The organism is Burkholderia sp. WP9, assembly GCF_900104795.1.
Taxonomy (GTDB): domain Bacteria; phylum Pseudomonadota; class Gammaproteobacteria; order Burkholderiales; family Burkholderiaceae; genus Paraburkholderia.
In genome coordinates this window covers 1,145,848-1,164,031 of the sequence record NZ_FNTG01000002.1, presented here as the reverse complement: position 1 = coordinate 1,164,031, position 18,184 = coordinate 1,145,848, and the positions used below count along the sequence as shown (strand labels likewise).

At 63.1% G+C, this 18,184-nt stretch carries 18 protein-coding genes; 17 read left to right on the top strand and 1 reads right to left on the bottom strand.

The features are described 5' to 3' along the window. Positions 1-42 precede the first annotated feature (42 nt). The 16 genes from nac to BLW71_RS26435 all read left to right on the top strand — a co-directional run bounded on the left by nac (position 43) and on the right by BLW71_RS26435 (position 15,700). Positions 43-969 (top strand): nitrogen assimilation transcriptional regulator NAC, encoded by a 927-nt coding sequence (gene nac, locus BLW71_RS26510; RefSeq protein WP_091803787.1) that lies wholly within the window; start codon positions 43-45, stop codon positions 967-969. 128 nt (positions 970-1,097) lie between these two features. Continuing rightward, complete coding sequence (locus BLW71_RS26505; protein ID WP_091803784.1) at positions 1,098-1,607, top strand: acetyl-CoA carboxylase biotin carboxyl carrier protein; 510 nt, start codon at positions 1,098-1,100, stop codon at positions 1,605-1,607. A gap of 6 nt (positions 1,608-1,613) precedes the next feature. Beyond that, complete coding sequence (accC, locus tag BLW71_RS26500; RefSeq protein ID WP_091803781.1) at positions 1,614-2,966, top strand: acetyl-CoA carboxylase biotin carboxylase subunit; 1,353 nt, start codon at positions 1,614-1,616, stop codon at positions 2,964-2,966. 83 nt (positions 2,967-3,049) lie between these two features. Further along, the gene (gene pxpB, locus BLW71_RS26495; RefSeq protein WP_286162214.1) at positions 3,050-3,721 is read left to right on the top strand and encodes a 5-oxoprolinase subunit PxpB; all 672 of its coding nucleotides are present in this window, start codon (positions 3,050-3,052) and stop codon (positions 3,719-3,721) included. Further along, positions 3,718-4,725: a 5-oxoprolinase subunit C family protein gene (locus BLW71_RS26490; RefSeq protein WP_091803775.1), complete on the top strand. Its 1,008-nt coding sequence runs from the start codon at positions 3,718-3,720 to the stop codon at positions 4,723-4,725. The genes pxpB and BLW71_RS26490 overlap by 4 nt, the downstream gene beginning before the upstream one ends. 3 nt (positions 4,726-4,728) lie before the next feature. Then, positions 4,729-5,196 (top strand): biotin/lipoyl-containing protein, encoded by a 468-nt coding sequence (locus BLW71_RS26485; RefSeq protein WP_091803772.1) that lies wholly within the window; start codon positions 4,729-4,731, stop codon positions 5,194-5,196. 26 nt (positions 5,197-5,222) lie between these two features. After that, complete coding sequence (locus BLW71_RS26480) at positions 5,223-5,990, top strand: LamB/YcsF family protein (RefSeq protein WP_091808914.1); 768 nt, start codon at positions 5,223-5,225, stop codon at positions 5,988-5,990. A 171-nt stretch (positions 5,991-6,161) separates the two neighbouring features. After that, the gene (locus BLW71_RS26475) at positions 6,162-6,920 is read left to right on the top strand and encodes an SDR family oxidoreductase (RefSeq protein ID WP_091803769.1); all 759 of its coding nucleotides are present in this window, start codon (positions 6,162-6,164) and stop codon (positions 6,918-6,920) included. Between the two features lie 8 nt (positions 6,921-6,928). Continuing rightward, positions 6,929-9,712: a phosphoenolpyruvate carboxylase gene (locus BLW71_RS26470; protein ID WP_091803766.1), complete on the top strand. Its 2,784-nt coding sequence runs from the start codon at positions 6,929-6,931 to the stop codon at positions 9,710-9,712. A 66-nt stretch (positions 9,713-9,778) separates the two neighbouring features. After that, positions 9,779-10,789, top strand: coding sequence for a 2-hydroxyacid dehydrogenase (locus BLW71_RS26465; protein ID WP_091803763.1), 1,011 nt, complete (start codon positions 9,779-9,781; stop codon positions 10,787-10,789). Positions 10,790-11,128: 339 nt separating this feature from the next. After that, on the top strand, positions 11,129-11,830 hold the full coding sequence (locus tag BLW71_RS26460) for an amino acid ABC transporter permease (protein ID WP_091808912.1): 702 nt from the start codon (positions 11,129-11,131) through the stop codon (positions 11,828-11,830). Position 11,831: 1 nt separating this feature from the next. Next, positions 11,832-12,581: an amino acid ABC transporter permease gene (locus tag BLW71_RS26455; protein ID WP_091803760.1), complete on the top strand. Its 750-nt coding sequence runs from the start codon at positions 11,832-11,834 to the stop codon at positions 12,579-12,581. A gap of 27 nt (positions 12,582-12,608) precedes the next feature. Beyond that, complete coding sequence (locus BLW71_RS26450; protein WP_091803756.1) at positions 12,609-13,337, top strand: amino acid ABC transporter ATP-binding protein; 729 nt, start codon at positions 12,609-12,611, stop codon at positions 13,335-13,337. Between the two features lie 85 nt (positions 13,338-13,422). Further along, entirely contained in the window at positions 13,423-14,271 is an 849-nt protein-coding gene (locus BLW71_RS26445) for a transporter substrate-binding domain-containing protein (RefSeq protein ID WP_091803753.1), read from the top strand. A gap of 57 nt (positions 14,272-14,328) precedes the next feature. Next, positions 14,329-14,925 (top strand): gluconokinase, encoded by a 597-nt coding sequence (locus BLW71_RS26440; protein WP_091803750.1) that lies wholly within the window; start codon positions 14,329-14,331, stop codon positions 14,923-14,925. Between the two features lie 19 nt (positions 14,926-14,944). Further along, positions 14,945-15,700, top strand: coding sequence for a glucose 1-dehydrogenase (locus BLW71_RS26435; RefSeq protein ID WP_091808910.1), 756 nt, complete (start codon positions 14,945-14,947; stop codon positions 15,698-15,700). 39 nt (positions 15,701-15,739) lie between these two features. Here BLW71_RS26435 and BLW71_RS26430 read toward each other — a convergent pair whose 3' ends face one another. Next, on the bottom strand, positions 15,740-16,654 hold the full coding sequence (locus BLW71_RS26430) for a LysR family transcriptional regulator (protein ID WP_091803748.1): 915 nt from the start codon (positions 16,652-16,654) through the stop codon (positions 15,740-15,742). Positions 16,655-16,843: 189 nt separating this feature from the next. Here BLW71_RS26430 and BLW71_RS26425 point away from each other — a divergent pair, with 189 nt between their 5' ends. After that, positions 16,844-18,175 (top strand): MFS transporter, encoded by a 1,332-nt coding sequence (locus tag BLW71_RS26425; RefSeq protein WP_091803745.1) that lies wholly within the window; start codon positions 16,844-16,846, stop codon positions 18,173-18,175. Positions 18,176-18,184 lie beyond the last annotated feature (9 nt).

The window sequence follows — 18,184 nt, the reverse complement described above, 5'->3', positions numbered from 1 at the left end:
CTATCATTGTTGCCATCCCTTAATGTTGATGGCGTGACTACCGTGAACCTGCGGCGTTTGAAGTACTTCGTGAAAATCGTCGATATCGGCAGCCTGACTCAGGCCGCCGAAGTGCTTCATATCGCGCAGCCGGCGCTCAGCCAGCAGTTGATCACGCTCGAAGACGAGTTCCAGCAACAACTGCTGGTGCGCACGAAACGCGGCGTCACCGCCACCGAGGCGGGCGCCACGCTGTATCGCCACGCACAGTTGATCCTGCGCCAGTACGAACAGGCGCAGGCCGACGTGAAGAGCGCCGGCCAGACGCTGTCGGGCCAGGTTTCGGTGGGTCTTGCGCCGGGCACCGGCGCGTCGGCGCTGTCGTTGCCTCTGTTGCGAACCGTGCGGGCCCGGCATCCGGACATCCTGCTGTATATCAATGAAAACTTCGGCACGACGCTTAGCGAACTGATCATGAACGGCCGCATGGATATGGCGGTGCTGTATGGCGACAAGCCCGTGCACGGCCTGTCGTTCCAGCTTCTGATGAACGAGGAACTGTTCCTCGTCGCGCCGCGCAGCATGGGCATCACGCAGGAGCAGATCGGCGTGACCGAATTGCGCGACGTGCCGTTGCTGCTGCCGCGTCCGTACAACTATCTGCGCAAGTATGTCGATGAAGGCTTCGCGCGCGTGCAGATGATCCCGAAGGTGGTCGCCGAAATCGAATCCGCATCGACGCTCTCGGCGGCGGTGAGCGCGGGAATCGGCGCGACGATCCTGCCCGATTCCACCGCGCGCGTGGTGGCGGCCGCGGGCGACATCGTGCAATGCCGGATCGTTTCACCCGTCATCAAGATTCCGCTTTCGGTCTGCCTGTCCGACCATCTGCCGCTTTCGGAGCCCGCCGCGGCCGTCAAGGACATCCTGCTGGAACTGGCGGGCGACCTCGCGCTCGACGTGCGCTTCGAGCCCGGCGCCGATACATAAGCGCACCTTATCGCTACAAAGCCAAACCGTCTTGGCGCAATTTTTATGTGACGGATACATTGAGTCCATCGTCGATCGCCCCGGCTCGCAGTGAGCCGGAGCGCATGCAACCGGCTACGGACTCAGAGATGGATCTCCAGAAGATTAAGGCGCTTATCGACCTGTTGGCGGAATCTCCGCTGGCCAAGCTCGAAGTCATCGAGGGCGAGGAAAGGGTCAAGCTCGTGAAGGCGAAACGGCGTGGCAAACGCCAGCATGCGCCGGCGGGCGAGCAACGTATCGCCACGAAGTCGGCATCCGCGGATACGCCAGAGGCTCAATTGCCGCTCGCCGAACCGGCTCGATCCGCCGAGCCGGCCCGCACACCCGAGGCATCCTCCACAAACGCCGAAGCCGCGAGAACACCTCGACTGGTTCATGCGCCCATGTTCGGTGTCGTTCATCTGACGCCGGCGCCGGGCGAGGCGCCGTTCGTGAATCCCGGCGACACTGTCGAGGAAGGGCAAGTGCTCTGCACGATCGAGGCGATGAAAATGTTCAACGCGATCGAATCCGAGTTCAGCGGCGCCGTTCTGGAGGTTCTCGTCACGCCGGGCAGCGAGGTCGAATCTGGCCAGCCGCTTTTCCGGATCGGTTGAACGGCCATGTTCAATAAAGTACTGATCGCCAACCGCGGCGAGATCGCGCTTCGAATCCAGCGCGCCTGCCGTGAACTGGGCCTGCAAACGGTGGCCGTGCATTCCGAGGCCGACGCCGATGCCCGCTATGTCCGGCTCGCCGACGAGGCGCTTTGTATCGGCCCCGCGTCGCCGGGGCAAAGTTACCTGAACCGCAGCGCGATCCTGTTCGCCGCGCATGTGAGCGGCGCGCAGGCGATTCATCCGGGCTACGGCTTCCTGTCGGAGAACGCGGATTTCGCCGCGCAGGTCGAGGCTGCGGGCATGGCCTTCATCGGCCCCGAACCTGCTTCGATCCGCACCATGGGCGACAAGGTCGCGGCCAAGCGGGCGATGCGTGCGGCGGGCGTGCCGTGCGTGCCCGGCCCGGACGGCGGCTTGCCCGACGACCCTGCCGAAATCCTGCACGTCGCTGAAGAAATCGGCTATCCGGTAATCGTCAAGGCGGCGGGTGGCGGCGGTGGACGCGGCATGCGTGTCGTGCCCGGCCCCGAACAGTTGCTCGAGGCGGTCTCGGTGACGCGCGAGGAAGCGCGCCGCGCCTTCGGCAAACCCGAACTGTATGTCGAGAAGTTTCTCGAGCATCCGCGTCACGTCGAAATCCAGGTCTTGTGCGATACGCACGGCAACGCCTTGTGGTTGGGCTCGCGTGACTGCTCGCTGCAGCGGCGTCATCAGAAGGTGCTGGAGGAGGCGCCCGCGCCCGGCATCGATCCGGAACTGATCCGGCAAGTGGGCGAGCGCTGCGTCGCCGCGTGCCGGCAGACGAATTACCGCGGCGCCGGTACGTTCGAATTCCTGTTCGAGAACGGCCAGTTCTATTTCATCGAAATGAACACGCGCTTGCAGGTCGAGCACCCCGTGACGGAAATGACCTCGGGCATCGACATCGTGCGGGAACAGATTCGCATTGCTCAAGGGCACGCGTTGACGATTCGTCAATCGGATATTCGCACCCAGGGCCATGCGCTGGAATGCCGGATCAATGCCGAAGACCCGTTCACCTTCGTGCCGTGCCCAGGGAAGATTTCCGTGTGGGAGTTGCCGGGCGGCAATGGCGTTCGGGTGGATTCGCATATGAGTGGCGGCGCTGTCGTGCCGCCTTATTACGACTCGCTGATCGCCAAGGTGATCACACACGGCGCAACCCGTGAGGAGGCACTGGCGCGCATGCGTCTTGCGCTCTCGGAGATGCGCGTCGAAGGCATTCGCACCAACGTGCCGTTGCATCTGGCCATGCTCGAAGACGAAGGATTCGGCGCAGGCGGGGTCGATATTCATCATCTGGAGCGCTGGCTCGCCAAGAGGAAACAGACATGACGCTGACCGTTGAGCATGCGTCGATCGCGCAAGCGGACGCAGTCGAACGGCCACGGCCGGAATCACACAGGACCGCTCTAGCCATGAAACAGGACGAATCGGAGCAGCCGCTTCGCATCAGCATGCTGGGTACGACGGCCATGCTGTTCGAAGCGCCGGGCGCACTCGATCTGCATGCGCAGCGCCGCATCTGGGCGCTTGCGCGCGAAGTCGAGACGTGGCCTGGCGTGCGTGAGGCGGTGCCCGGCGTCACCAATCTGATGTTGACGTTCATCACGCCGCCGGCGGACCTGAATTCGCTCGACGCCGCATTGCGCGACGCGTGGGCCGCGGCAGGCGAATTGCAGATCGAAGGTAGAGTCGTGGAACTGCCGGTGGAGTACGGCGGCGAATTCGGGCCGCACCTGCAGGACGTGGTGGATCACACCGGATTGTCCGTCGATGAAGTCGTGCAACTGCATTGCGCGCCGCTCTACACGGTCTATGCGCTCGGCAGCCATCCTGGCTACTGTTATCTCGGCGGCATGGACACGCGCATTGCCACGCCGCGGCGCAAGGTGCCGGTGCTGGGCTTGCCTGGCGGCGCGGTGTCGATCGGCGGCGTGCAGACCGGCGTCTCGGCCTCCGCCGGACCGAGCGGCTGGAACACCATCGGCCATACGTCGATGTCGTTCTTCGACCCCGCGCGCGCGCATCCCGCCACGCTCGCCCCCGGCGACATGATCCGTTTTCGCGTCGAGAGGATTGTTCCATGATCGAGATACTGTCTTCGTCCGCGCTCGCGACCGTCCAGGACCAGGGGCGCGAAGGCTATCTGCGCTATGGCGTGGGCACGGCCGGCGCGATGGACCGGCTCGCGCTCGCGGTCGGCAACCTGCTGCTCGGCAATCCGGACGACGCGGCCGGCATCGAGATTCCGATGTTCCCGTTCCGCATCCGCTTCCTCGAAGACCTGGCGTTCGCCATTACCGGCGCCGACTGTGCCGCGCGTTTGGGCGACCGGGCGGTGCTGCCGTGGTGGACGGTGCAGGCAAAGCAGGGTGACGTGCTGACGATCGGTGTGCCGACGAGCGGCACGCGTTGCTACCTGTCGCTTGCCGGCGGCGTGGATGTACCGGTGGTGCTCGGTTCGCGCAGCACACAGTTGCGCGGCCAGTTCGGCGGCCACAACGGCCGTCAGTTGCAGAAAGGCGATGTGCTGAAGGCCGCGGAAGCGGGCGGCCGCGCGCTTGCCCAAGATCCTGCGCCCGCCGCGGGATTCGGCACCGTGCCGCCGGAGTATTCGTTGCCGGCGCCGCTCACCGTGCCCGCCGCCGAGGCTGGCGACACGGTCGTGCGGGTGCTCCCCGCCGCCGAATACGACTGCTACCAGCCGGATTCGCTGGAAGCCTTCTGGCGCGACGGCTGGAAAGTCACGCCGCAAAGCGACCGCTACGGCTATCGCCTTGCCGGTCCGGCACTGGTCCCCACGCATACGGTCGAAAAGCGCTCGCATGGGATCGTGCCCGGCGTGATTCAGGTGCCGCATAGTGGTCAGCCGATCATTCAACTGCGGGATGCGCAGCCTTCGGGTGGCTATCCAAAGATCGGCACGGTTATCGAAGCGGATTTGTGGCGGCTCGCGCAGGCGCGCATTGGTACGAAGATCCGTTTTGTTCAGACGACGTATCCGGAAGCCGTCGCGGCGCTGGACGAACTGAACGGCTATCTCGTCAAGGTGCGCAATCTCGTCGAGCTCTTTCGTCCTTCCCGACACTGAAACATGACCCAAGAAAACGAAGTGGATATCGGCGAGTTGCGGCAGATCACGTCGTGGCTGGCAGCGGTCGATATCGAGTTCATCGAAATCAGAAGGCCCGGGGCGACGGTTCGTTTGACGCTGGAGCAGGCAACGTGCACGGACGGCGCGAGCGCGACGGAGCCGGTGTTTGCGCCTGCGGATTCTGGTGCAACGGCGGCCAGCGCATCGAACAGCGCGCAGCCGCGCACCGTCAGCGTGAACGCCAGTTCGGCCGGCGTCTTTCTGGCGACCCATCCGGCGCGCTCGACGCCGTTGGTCGACGCGGGCGCTCACGTCAAGGCGGGCGACATTGTCGGCTTGCTACAGATCGCGCAATTGTGCGTGCCGGTCGTCGCACCAGTGAATGGCGTGGTGACGCGCACGCTTGCCTCGCACGGATCGACGGCCGGGTACGGTACGCCCTTGCTCGAACTCTCGCCGGCGGCGTAGAGCAATCAAAGAACGGAGAGTGAATGGTGGAAATCGACCTGAACGCGGACCTCGGCGAAGGCTTCGGACCTTACCGGATGGGCGAAGACGAAGCGATGCTCGATATCGTGTCGTCGGCCAACGTCGCGTGCGGCTATCACGCGGGCGATCCGGTGATCATGGACAAGACCGTGCGAATGGCGCTGGCGCGTCAGATCGAGGTCGGCGCGCACGTAGGCTTTCCCGATCTGATGGGCTTCGGCAGGCGCCAGATTCAGGCCGATCCGCTGGAACTGGCCAATTACGTGGTGTATCAGATGGGCGCGCTCGCCGGGATTGCAAAGACCGCGGGACATCGCGTGACGCACATGAGCTTTCACGGTGCGCTGGGCAACATGGCCGCTGCATCGTACGAACTGGCCGAGCCGCTGGTGCGCGCGGTCGCCGAGTTCGACCGCGATCTGATCATCAGCGTCTCGACGAATACGGAAATCGAGCGGGCGGCCGATCGGATCGGCATTCGCACGGCGAACACCTTTCTCGCCGACCGCGCGTACGACGATCAGGGTGCGCTGGTGTCGCGCAAGCTCGAGGGCGCGGTCATCAAGGATCGCGCTGCCGTGCTGGCGCGTGTCAAGGAGTTGCTCGAAGCAGGCACCATCACGACGATCGCCGGTAATAAGCTCAAGGTCGCGGTCCAGTCGATCCTGCTGCACGGCGATACGCCGGGCGCGGTCGATCTCGCGCGCACGGTGCGCGGCGTGATCGAATCGGCGGGCGGCAGGGTGGTGCCGGTGTCGAAACTGGTGCGCTAGCCGCCGCGCGGGCGTCTGGTCTGGGTCAACCATAAGGCGGCCTTATCGCTACAAAGCCAATCCGTCTTTGCCCCGCGTTTTCACCGCATATACATTGGCAGCAGCATTGGTAACAGGCTTGTCGCACGCCTCGAAGGTGCGGCATTTCAGAACTACAGATAGAGGTCATTCATGCCGTTTTCAGACTATAAGACCGCGCTGGTGACGGGCGCTTCGACAGGGATGGGCGCTGCGATCGTCGAGCGCTTCCGCCGTGAAGGACTCGAAGTGCATGCGCTCGCCCGCAACGCCGATCGTCTGAATGAACTGGCGGAGCGCACCGGTTGCATCCCGCACACAATCGACGTGCGCGATCTGGCCGCGCTGACGAAGCTCACGCAGGAGGTGCCCTTCGATATCGTCGTGAACAACGCCGGCATCTCGACCAAAGGCTCGATTCTGGACGCGGGCGCCGACGACATCGATCTGCAGGTGGAAGTGAACCTGCAAGCGGTCCTGCATATCGTGCGTCTCACCATGCCGGGCATGGTCGAGCGGGATCGCGGGCATATCGTCAACATCAGCTCGATCGCGGGGATCTACAACTTCAACGGCAACTCCATTTATAGCGCCACCAAGGCGGGGATTCACGCGTTGTCGCGCCAGTTGCGCGTGGATGCGACCGGCAGGCGCGTGCGCGTGACGGAGATCTGCCCGGGCCGTGTCGCGACTGACATATTCGGTCATGTGCATGGCGATATCGAAGAGGCGCGCAAGAAATTTATCGACGGCTTCGAATTGCCGCTGCCTTCCGATATCGCCGATGCCATTGCCTTCGCGATCGCCGCGCCGCTGGCGGTCAATATCAGCAACATGGAAATCCTGCCCACGCTGCAGGTGCCGGGCGGGCTGACGACGATCAAACGCGAACCGGCCGGCCACGACGAGTAAGTGCAAGCATGCGTTCGAATCTTGCCGAGTTGGCGGACCGGCTGCTTGCGCTGGTAGCCAGTACCCGCGCCCGCACGAGCGGCGACCCGTTGAGCAATCCGGTTCTCACGATTGCGTTCGACATCACGCGGCAGATCGAGAGCGGCGAACTCGACCATGACGCGATCGTGGCGCTGATTCGTCATCTGCGCGACCAGGCGTTTTCGGATCGTGCAGTACGTCTCGCGCGTTATGTGGGTGGCGTCGATTCTCAGGCGAATGAACGCGCGCTGGCCGAGGTTGCGCGCAACGTGCTGCGACCCGCCGATGCGCACAGCCGGCCCGACTGGGAACAGTTTCGTACGCAGGTGGAACGCACGCGTTACGCCGCGGTGTTCACCGGCCATCGGACTTTTGCATTGCCGCCGGAGATCGGGCGCCATCTCGCGGAACACGCTTGCGGCGCCGCGCGTGAGTCGTTCGAATCGCATCGGCCCGCCACGGTCACGCTGGTCGATGAATTCGAACAGGCCGCGGTTGCGATCACGCATGGTCGTGACGCGTTGGACCGCTTCAACGCGGCGCTATTGGCGGCGGCACGCGATGCATGGCCCGACCGCTGGGCCGCACTCATTCCCCGGCCGATGGTGCTGTCGACCTGGGTCGGCTACGACACGGATGGCCGCGCCGACATTGGCTGGTGGGACACGCTGCGCCTGCGCTTGCGGATCAAGCGCTTACAACTGGCACGGCTGCGCATGCAGGTCGCGGAGATTGCAAGCGCACGCCAGTTATCGCACAGGCTCGACATCGCGTTAGCGGCGCTCGATCGGCAGATCGCGGCATGCCCGTCGAGTCAGGATCCGCATCACGTGTCGCGTTTTGCGCATGTTCTCATCGGGAGTCGCGATGAGGCATGCGTTTGCACGGCACCGTTGCTCTCGCTATTCGAAGACGCCATCGCTCACTCGGCCGACAGCGACCGGCTCGCACTGTGCGTCGCGCGTGCGGGTCTCGCCGCGCACGGACTGGCGCTCGCGCATACACACGTGCGTTTGAATGCAAGCCAGTTGCACAATGCGGCGCGTCATCGGCTGAACATCGTCGATCCCGTGGATGCACCCTCGCGCCGCCGCGCCATGCTTGCCGCGATCAATGTGGCGCTCGACAAGGTCGAAGCCGTTCCGGTCGACTTCGGCGCGTTGCTGGTCGAACAGGCGACAGCGGTGCGGATGATGATGACCGTCGCGCAACTGGTGAAGCATATCGACGGGTCGACGCCCGTGCGCTTTCTGATCGCCGAGACGGAGAGCGGCTACACGCTGCTGACCGCCTTGTGGCTGGCGAAGCTGTTCGGCATCGAGCGGCACATTGAAATCAGTCCGCTGTTCGAAACGGCGGAAGCGCTCGAACACGGCGCACACGTGCTCGACGAAGCGCTCAACAGTACGCACTACCGCGCTTATGTTCAGCAACAGGGGCGCATTGCGCTGCAGTTCGGTTACTCGGACTCGGGACGCTACGTCGGTCAACTCGCCGCCAGCTTTCTGATCGAACGCCTGCGGCTGAAGATTGCGCAGACGTTGGCTCGGCACGGCATGCAGGGTGTCGAAGTGGTGCTTTTCGATACGCACGGCGAGAGCATCGGGCGAGGCGCGCATCCGGGATCGCTCGCTGACCGCCTCAAATACCTGTCTCCAACGGCGTCGCGCCATGCGCTCAACGATGCGGGGCATCCGGTGCGCGAGGAAAGTGCGTTTCAGGGCGGCGACGGCTATCTGCTGTTCGGCACCCGGGAGCTGGCCCTCGCGACTGTCGCACGGTTGGCTGAGCATGCATTCCACCCGCCGGTCGGTCCGGTCGACGATCCGATCTATGCCGATCCGGATTTTGCCGCCGATTTCTTCGGCTCGATTCGCGCCACGATGACCGAGCTTGTCGACGACGCGGGTTATACGGCCATGCTCGGCGCGTTCGGCCCGGCGCTGCTCGACCGCACGGGTTCGCGACCCGCCGCGCGGCAGAGCGACGGCGCGGCGGCGCGCACACGTATCCAGCATCCGCGCGAGTTGCGGGCGATTCCGAACAACGCGATTTTGCAGCAGCTCGGCTGGTGCGCGAACACCTTGCATGGATTGGGCGTCGCCGCAGCTCGCCAGCCCGAGGCATTTGCGCAGATGCTCGCGCGCAGCAGGCGCTTTCGCCGGGCGCTCGACTTCGCCCGTTGTGCGCTCGCGCATTCGGACATTGAAGTGCTTCGCGCGATCGTTTCAACGCTGGACCCCGGCATGTGGCTCGATCGCGCGCTCCATGCGACCGACGGTGACCAGCGCAGCGCGCTGCTCGCCGTCGCCTCGACGCTCGATCGCCTCGGTGCATCCGCCGCGTTACGAGCAATGTTCCGCCGCGCGCTAGCCGACGATCTCGCGCTGCGCGCCGCCTGGCCGGATCGAGCCGGCATGAGCGATCGCGAGACTCTGCTGCATGCTTTACGCCTTGCACTGATTCATCGCGTCTGGCTGCACGCCACCCATATCCCCGAATTCGCGCCGCGCCCGAGTGTGACGGCGCACGGGCTGCACAGCGCGATCATCGGCCTCGACTTGCCGGCCGTCCTGCCGTTGCTGGCGGAGATTTTCCCCGAGCAGGCCGACCAGTCGGTCGCGATCGACTTCGCCGAGCCGGCCGGCCCGCGCGCGACGGGACCCTACGTGCGCGAACACGCCGAGATCTTTACGCCCATGTCGCGGCTATTCCATTGCATTCGCGAGATATCGACCGCGGTGACCCATGAGGTCGGCGCGTTCGGCTAACCCATTCCGACGCTTGCGCGACTAAAGCGCGAGAGACATCAGCAGAATCCAACAAGGAGGTTTTCCATGCGTGCATCGGTACTGGTTACCCGTGCTTCATTTCCGGACATTGTCGATCGGCTGCGCGCGAATTTCGATGTGACCGACAATCCGGACGATACGATCTGGACGCAGCAGGAACTGATCGCCCGGCTGCAAGGGAAGGTGGGCGCGATGACGGCCGGCAGCGACCGGATCGACGCGACCTTGCTCGACGCCTGCCCGCAACTCAAGGCGGTGTGCAATATCGGCGTCGGCTACAACAACGTCGACGTGGAGGCGTGCACCGCGCGCGGCGTGCTGGTCACGAATACACCGGACGTGCTGACCGATACCACCGCCGACTTCGGCTTCGCGCTGATGATGGCCACGGCGCGGCGCATTACCGAGTCCGAACGCTTTCTGCGCGCGGGCGAATGGACCAAGACCGGGCGCTTCGACATGTTCGTCGGCGGCGACGTGCATGGGGCGACGCTCGGCATTCTCGGCATGGGCCGCATCGGTCAGGCGATCGCGCGGCGCGGCGCGTTCGGCTTCGACATGCAGGTGATCTATCACAACCGTTCGCAACTGGCGCCGGAGGTCGAGGCGAGTTGCCGGGCCCGTTACGTCGACAAGGAGACGCTGCTGCGCGAGTCCGATCATCTGATCGTCGTGGTGCCGTATTCACCCAGCTCGCACCATGCGATCGGCGCGGCGGAACTCAAGCAGATGAAGTCGTCGGCCACGCTGACCAATATCGCCCGCGGCGGCGTGGTGGACGATGCCGCCTTGGCAGTGGCGCTCAACGAAGGTAGCATCGCGGCGGCCGGTCTGGACGTGTTCGAAGGCGAGCCGGTGGTGACTCCGGCGCTGCTCGCGCAAAAGAACGTGGTCCTGACGCCGCATATCGGCAGTGCGTCCGTCAGCACGCGGCGCGCGATGGCCTCGCTTTGCGCAGACAATTTGCTCGCCGCGCTGGGTTTCGGCGCGTCGGCCGGCCAGCCCCCGACGCCCGTCAATCCGCAGGTGCTCGCGCGCCTGAGCGCAACGGTTTAAACAAAGGCCGGCGCGGCAGGCCGCGCCGGCCTTTGTTTCACAAGCAATCGTGCGCGCCCAAAGAGGCGCGCATCCACCGACGAGGCGTCCCAAGAGGCGTCGCGAACAGGAGACAAACACCATGCTGAACCACGTCTGTCCGGCAACCGTCGGCCCTCTCGATTCATCATTCCCGAAACTTATTGCGCCAGAAGAAAGGCCTCTGCAACGGCCTTTTTTTGCGAGCTAGTATCAATTCAACACGGGAGTCGACCACGACCTCCGCAGGGATATCGATGGCGCGCCAGGTCGAGTCAGACGGCGTTCATCGCTTCGATCCGAATCATTGGGATGCGCAATATGAAACTTCATTTTGATCTGGCGACAGTGCTGCAGGGCGACTATGGGGCGCTGTTCCTGCACGGCATCGAGCTGACACTCGCGATGGCGGCACTGGCGTGGGCTCTCTCGCTGGTGGTGGGCATTCTTCTCACGCTGATTCGCCTCACCAACAATCGTCTCGCGACCGCCTTTGTCGCGACGTTCGTTGCATACCATCGCAATGTGCCGATGCTGGTCCAGATCCTGTTCTGGTACTTCGGCATCTCGAACATCTTGCCAGAGTCGCTGCAGGCGCTGCTGAACCACTACAACGGGCAGTTCATTTTCGCGGTGATCGCGATCGGACTGTGCAGCGCGGCTTATCTCTCCGAGGACATCCGCAGCGGACTGCGTGCGATTCCCTACGGTCAGTATGAAGCCTCGCGTGCGTTGGGTCTGAACTTCCTCAACGGCATGCGTTTCGTCGTGTTGCCGCAAGCGCTGCGCAATGCGATTCCGCCGATGGTCAATCACGCGGTATTGCTGTTCAAGAACACGAGTCTCGCTATGGCGATCGGCGCGGCCGAACTGACGTATGTGACCCGGCAAATCGAAAACGAAACCTTCCTGTCTTTCGAATCGTATTTCGTCGCCACGGTGATGTATCTCGGCTTGTCCCTCGTCATCATGCTGGGCGGTGCGAGGATCGCGATGCACTACCGCATTCCGGGAGTGAAGTGACATGTTCGACATCCTGCGCGACAACTGGACGCTGCTGCTGATCGGGCAGTATCCGCACGGGCCGCTAGGCGGCATCGTGCTGACGATACTGCTGTCGCTGTGCGCACTGGTCATTGCCTTCCCGTTGGGGATTCTGGTCGCTCTCGCGCGGATCAGCCCGTACCGTTTCTTGCGGGCGCCGGCCACCGGGCTCGTCTACATGGTGCGCGGCATTCCGCTGCTGATGGTGATCTTCTGGGTGTATTTTCTCGTGCCGGTGCTGACCGGATATCCGGTCACCGGCTTCGTCACGATGCTGTGCGCGCTGGTGATCTACGACTCCGCGTATCTCGGCGAGATCATCCGTGCCGGCATCGAGGGGTTGCCGAAAGGGCAGGCGGAAGCGTCGCGCGCGCTCGGCATGAGTTACATGAAGACCATGCGCGCGGTCATCCTGCCGCAGGCGCTCTACAACGTGGTGCCGAGCATGGTCACGCAGTTCGTCTCGACCATCAAGGAAACGTCGCTCGGCTACATCATCAACGTGCAGGAAATCTCCTTCGCCGCGGATCAGATCAACAACCGGTTGCTGACCAAGCCGTTTCCGGTCTATCTGATTCTCGCCTTGAGCTACTTCGCCCTCTGTTATGCGCTCACGCAGCTTGCGCAGTATCTGGAGCGGCGCGTGACCCGCAAGCGCGCCGGTGTCGCGGCGAAGACCCGGAAAGCCGACACGGTCGCGCTCGCCGATCCGCTGCCCACCGAGAACTAGGCGTTCAATCACTTCGAGGTAATTCGCATGATCAAGTTTTCCAGCGTCAACAAATGGTACGGCGAATATCACGCTCTCGTGGACGTGGACGCCGAAGTTCGCAAAGGTGAAGTCGTGGTGGTGTGCGGCCCGTCCGGATCGGGTAAGTCGACGTTGATTCGCACCGTCAACCGGCTCGAGGAAATCAATCGCGGCCAGATCTTTTTCGACGGTCAGGATATCCACGACAAGAAGCTCGGATTGAACGCTTACCGCAGCCGTGTCGGTTTCGTGTTTCAGCAGTTCAACCTGTTTCCGCATCTCTCCGTGCTGGACAACATCACGCTCTCGCCAATGCGTGTGAACGGCCTCAAGCGTGCCGAGGCGGAACGCAAGGCCGCGGATTTGCTCTCGCGTGTCGGTCTGTCGAACAAGGCCAAGGCATTTCCGCCGCAATTGTCCGGTGGCCAGCAGCAACGTGTCGCGATTGCGCGGGCACTGGCGATGGATCCGCCGGCCATGCTGTTCGACGAACCGACCAGCGCGCTCGACCCCGAGATGGTCGGCGAAGTATTGAACGTGATGAAGAGCCTCGCGCAGGAAGGCATGACCATGATGTGCGTCACGCATGAGATGGGCTTTGCACGCGAAGTCGCCGATCGTGTGTGGTTCATGGACGCCGGGAAGATTCTCGAAACAGCGGAGCCGGAAGAGTTCTTCCTGCGTCCGAAACACGCACGCGCGCAGCGGTTCCTGTCCGACCTTCGCACGCATTGAGGCAAGCGGTTTGCCACCGCGGTCCGTATTGCGTTCCTTTGATCAGCAATGAGTTGCTTTATACATACACTTCAGGAGCATCACGATGCAGGTAAAGAAAATTTTCGCGGGGATGGCGGTGGTAGGCGGTGCGGTCGCATCGGTTGCCCCGGCTCATGCTGATCAACTGGCCGACATCAAGAGTCGCGGCGAATTGAGTTGTGGCGTGTATTCGAATGTCGAGCCGTTCTCGTATCCGAATATGCAGACGCGTCAGCTCGAAGGCATGGACGTAGACCTGTGCAATGCCGTGGCGAAACAACTGGGCGTGAAGGCGAAGCTGGAGCCGCTCGCGGTGGAAGCGCGTATTCCGCAACTGAAGCTCGGGCGCGTCGACATCGTGGTGGCGAACCTGGCCTATACCAAGACCCGCGCGACGCAAATCGCCTTCAGCGACTCGTACTACTCCGCCAAGGAAGTCCTGGTCGTGAAGAAGGCCGACGCCAGCAAGAAGCTGGCCGATTTCACGGGGCAGAAGATCAGTGCCGCCGACGGCTCGACATCCGCGCAGTCGATTCCGATTTCGATCAAGGACGGCCAGGCGGTGACGTTTCACGACACCAGTTCGGCATTTCTGGCACTCGAGCAAAACAAGGTCAAGGGCTTCGTGACCAATCAGATGACCGCCATGAAGATCGCGAAGCAGGTGGACGGCACGGACGGCGCGGTGTCGATCGCGGCGGAGCCGATGCTGATCGAGCCGATCGCGGTAGGCTTGCGGCAGAACGAGCCGGCCATGCTGGGCGCGGTCAACAAGGCGCTGGCGTCGATGGAACAGAGCGGCGAGATGAGCGCGATTTTCAACAAGTGGCTCGGGCCGAAGACGCCCTACGGCCTGACCCGCACTGACAAGGTCACGCCGATCGACCAGCTCAAGTTCACCCCGGTGTCCTGACACTGAAAGGCGTGCGAGGCAGCGGTGCGCTTTCATCGGCGCACCGTTGCCTGTTGAATGACTGGCGCGATCCGATCGATCGTCTGCCGTGAGAACGTAGCTGGATTGTGCAACGTGACAGATAAGATAGTGGTGATGGGCGTGTCGGGCTCAGGCAAGTCGACGCTCGCGCGCAAGCTGGCCGTCGCGCTGGAGGGCGTCTTCATCGAGGGAGACGAGCATCATTCGGCGGAAAGCCGCGACAAGATGTGCCGCGGTGTCGCCTTGTGCGACAGCGACCGCGAGCCGTGGCTTGATCGCCTTGCTGCTCGACTGGATGAGATTCAAGGTGCGGCGGTGCTGTCCTGTTCCGCGTTGAAGCGCCGTTACCGCGAGCATCTGCGCGCGCGTGTCGCCGGACTGCGATTCGTGTTTCTCGACATTTCCCTGGCCGAGGCGATTGCGCGCGTGGCGGAGCGGTCCGATCATGAATTTCCCGCGACATTGGTCGCGGATCAGTTCGAGAACCTCGAGTCACCGGAGGGTGAAACCGGCGTGCTGCATCTCTGTGCTTTGCATGACAGCGCGAGGAGCATGGAGGCGGTGATGCAATGGCTGAACGCACCCGCTAATGTACGATGGGAATCGGACGAATTAGAGTCGAGGAGAAGTTGAGTTGAATAGCAATCTGAACATGTTTGATCTGACGGGGCGGCGTGCTCTGGTCACCGGGTCGAGTACCGGCATCGGCTACGCGCTCGCAAAAGGGTTGGCCGGCGCGGGCGCTGAACTCATTCTGAACGGCCGTAACGCGGCGAGGCTCGCGGAGGCGGTAAGCCGTTTGCGCGATGAGGGCGCCACGGTCCATGCCGCCAGTTTCGATGTGACATCGGCTGACGATGTGGAAAAGGCGATCGGCGATATCGAACGCGAGATCGGCGCAATCGACATTCTCGTCAACAACGCCGGCATGCAGCGCCGCGCGCCGCTCGAACAGTTTTCCCACGAGCAGTGGCAGGAGCTGATGAAGACCAACGTCGATAGTGTGTTCCTGGTCGGCCAGGCGGTGGCGCGGCATATGATCGAGCGCAAACGCGGCAAGATCATCAATATCTGTTCGGTGCAAAGCGAGCTGGGCCGTCCCAACATTGCCGCCTACACCGCGAGCAAGGGCGCCGTGAAGATGCTGACCAAGGGCATGGCGATCGACTGGGGGCAGCACGGCATTCAGGTGAACGGTCTCGGGCCCGGTTACTTCAAGACCGAATTGACCGAAGCGCTGGTCAACGACGAGACCTTCAGCAAATGGCTGACTGGACGCACGCCGTCGCGCCGTTGGGGCGATGTGGAAGATCTCGTCGGTGCAGCAGTCTTTCTCGCGAGCGGCGCGTCGAACTTCGTGAACGGACACATCCTCTACGTGGACGGCGGGGTGACCGCCACGCTGTAGCCGGCGGAATGGCCGCTTCAGCGCTCTGCCGCGGCGGCCTCACTCCGGCAGCGACACACCATGAATATGCCGATCGATCCGCTGCGCCTGCTCGTAGACCGCGTGCATCAACAGTGCGGTGTTGCGCGATGGGGGAGAGAACTTCGAATAGACAAACGTCGAGACGAGTTCGAGTTCCTCGACCAGCGGGCGGATGATCAAACCCTGTGCCTCCGCGGCGAACTCGTCGACAATGGCGAGCCCCAGACCGCCCTTGACGAGCGCCAGCGCCTGATCGGCACGCGTGACGTCCACCACGGATTCCAGTTCCACATTGGCTTGCTGGCACGCGCGCGCGATCATCGTGCCGAACGGAATGTCGCGCCGAAACAGAACCATCGGCTCGCCGATCAACTCGCTGAGTGCAATGGGTTCGGCTGCGGCGAGGCGGTGACCGGGCGGCACCACGCAGACCATCCTGCCACGCATGAACGGCACCACGTCGAGATGTTCATGTTCGATCGGCATTGACGTTATAGCTACGTCGACGGCCTTGCTCAGGACTTCGAGCGGCATGTCGGCCATCAGCGTGGTGTGCCAGTCCACGCTCAGCGCCGGCAACTGCCGCTTCAACTCGACGATCGCGGGCGCGACGATCGAGGTCGCCAACGACGGACTGCACGACACCCGCAACAGGCTCGCCGGCCCGAGCGCCAACGCCCGCGCGAATTCATCGACGCTCAGCGCCGCCTGATAGACCTGTTCCACTTCCCTGAAGAGCGCCTGCGCTTCCGCCGTCGGGATGAGCCGCCCCTTGGTGCGTTCGAAGAGGCGCAGTCCCAGCGTGGTTTCCGTGTGGGAAACCAGTTTGCTGATCGCGGGCTGGGACACGTAGAGCATCTTCGCCGCCGCGTTGATCGACCCGGTCAGCATGACCGCGCGAAACACTTCCATTTGCCTCAGCTTGAACCGCATGGATCCTCCAGAACACGTATCCGGAGATCTTAACCAAAAGTTATAGGGTAGCTGAAACTCGGCATACGACAAGCGCGCGTCACCTATCTAGTATCTGCTCATCGGGAGCCCGACTTCCGCATCGCGTAACGCGCACCGGTTGCACCGGCAACGCGCGCCGCGCCAGAAAGCAGACAGGATGGAGACACCATGAACCACGCAACTCAGTCAGGCGCCGCGACAATCGACGTCGCCACGACCGCGCGGCGAACCCGCGCCCGCTTCGGCATCCTCGCGCTGCTGGCGGTCGGCACGATGATCAACTATCTGGATCGCAGCGTCGCCGGCATTGCCGCGCCGAGCATGAGTCACGAACTCGGCCTCAATCCGGCCTTGATGGGCGTGATCTTTTCAGCGTTTTCGTGGACCTATACCGCGTCGCAGATCCCCGGCGGCGTGATGCTGGACCGCGTCGGCACCCGCTGGACCTATTTCTTCGCGCTCACGCTCTGGTCGCTGTTCACGGGTTTGCAGGGCCTGGCGACCGGCTTCGTGTCGCTGTTGATTATGCGTCTTCTGATCGGCATTGCCGAAGCGCCGTGTTTTCCGACCAATAGCCGCGTCGTGGCGATCTGGTTTCCGCAGAGCGAGCGCGCTAGAGCGACCGGTATCTATACGTTCGCGGAATACGTGGGGCTGGCGTTCCTGAGTCCGTTGTTGTTCTGGCTGGAACAACGCTATGGATGGCGCGCGCTGTTCGGTATCGTCGGCACGGTCGGGGTGCTATTCGGCGGCATCTGGTTGATGCGCTTTCATGAGCCGCATCAGTCGAAGAACGCGAATCGGGCCGAGCTCGACTACATCGCCCAAGGCGGCGGCGTGGTCGACGGCAGCCAGAAGGCCACGAACTTCCGCTGGTCCGATATCGGCGCGCTGCTCAGGCGGCGCAGCATGTTTGGCATCTGCATCGGCCAGTTCGCCTGCAACTCGACCAACGTGTTCTTTCTGACGTGGTTCCCGACTTACCTCGTGACCGAGCGTCATATGCCGTGGCTCAAGGTCGGGCTGATCGCGGTGCTGCCTTTCATCGCCGCATCGGTGGGAACGCTTGCGGGCGGCTGGATTTCCGACGCCATGCTGCGCCGTGGCATCTCGTTGAACTGGTCGCGCAAGCTGCCGGTGATCGCCGGCCTGCTGGCGGCGTCGAGCATTGTCCTCGCCAACTATGTCGAGTCGACCGCGATGGTCATCGCGATTCTGTGTGTCGCCTACTTCGCTCAAGGCATGTCGGCGCTCGCCTGGATGATCGTCTCGGACATCGCGCCAAAAGGATTGCTGGGCCTGAGCGGCGGCATCTTCAATCTGTTCGCCAACGCGGCGGGCATCGTCACGCCGCTCGTGATCGGCCTGATCGTCAACGCGACGGGGTCGTTCGTCTACGCGCTCGCCTTCATTTCGACCGTCACGCTGGTTGGCGCGCTGTCGTACATCTTCGTGGTCGGCGATATCAAGCGCATCGAATTCAAGAACATCATCTCTTAACGAAAGGAA

Bases quoted from the DNA above. Each gene is read 5' to 3' on its own strand.
- BLW71_RS26505 (WP_091803784.1), top strand. From the start codon at position 1,098: ATGGATCTCCAGAAGATTAAGGCGCTTATCGACCTGTTGGCGGAATCT.
- accC (WP_091803781.1), top strand. From the start codon at position 1,614: ATGTTCAATAAAGTACTGATCGCCAACCGCGGCGAGATCGCGCTTCGA.
- pxpB (WP_286162214.1), top strand. From the start codon at position 3,050: ATGAAACAGGACGAATCGGAGCAGCCGCTTCGCATCAGCATGCTGGGT.
- BLW71_RS26490 (WP_091803775.1), top strand. From the start codon at position 3,718: ATGATCGAGATACTGTCTTCGTCCGCGCTCGCGACCGTCCAGGACCAG.
- BLW71_RS26485 (WP_091803772.1), top strand. From the start codon at position 4,729: ATGACCCAAGAAAACGAAGTGGATATCGGCGAGTTGCGGCAGATCACG.
- BLW71_RS26475 (WP_091803769.1), top strand. From the start codon at position 6,162: ATGCCGTTTTCAGACTATAAGACCGCGCTGGTGACGGGCGCTTCGACA.
- BLW71_RS26470 (WP_091803766.1), top strand. From the start codon at position 6,929: ATGCGTTCGAATCTTGCCGAGTTGGCGGACCGGCTGCTTGCGCTGGTA.
- BLW71_RS26465 (WP_091803763.1), top strand. From the start codon at position 9,779: ATGCGTGCATCGGTACTGGTTACCCGTGCTTCATTTCCGGACATTGTC.
- BLW71_RS26460 (WP_091808912.1), top strand. From the start codon at position 11,129: ATGAAACTTCATTTTGATCTGGCGACAGTGCTGCAGGGCGACTATGGG.
- BLW71_RS26455 (WP_091803760.1), top strand. From the start codon at position 11,832: ATGTTCGACATCCTGCGCGACAACTGGACGCTGCTGCTGATCGGGCAG.
- BLW71_RS26450 (WP_091803756.1), top strand. From the start codon at position 12,609: ATGATCAAGTTTTCCAGCGTCAACAAATGGTACGGCGAATATCACGCT.
- BLW71_RS26445 (WP_091803753.1), top strand. From the start codon at position 13,423: ATGCAGGTAAAGAAAATTTTCGCGGGGATGGCGGTGGTAGGCGGTGCG.
- BLW71_RS26440 (WP_091803750.1), top strand. From the start codon at position 14,329: ATGACTGGCGCGATCCGATCGATCGTCTGCCGTGAGAACGTAGCTGGA.
- BLW71_RS26435 (WP_091808910.1), top strand. From the start codon at position 14,945: ATGTTTGATCTGACGGGGCGGCGTGCTCTGGTCACCGGGTCGAGTACC.
- BLW71_RS26430 (WP_091803748.1), bottom strand. From the start codon at position 16,654: ATGCGGTTCAAGCTGAGGCAAATGGAAGTGTTTCGCGCGGTCATGCTG.
- BLW71_RS26425 (WP_091803745.1), top strand. From the start codon at position 16,844: ATGAACCACGCAACTCAGTCAGGCGCCGCGACAATCGACGTCGCCACG.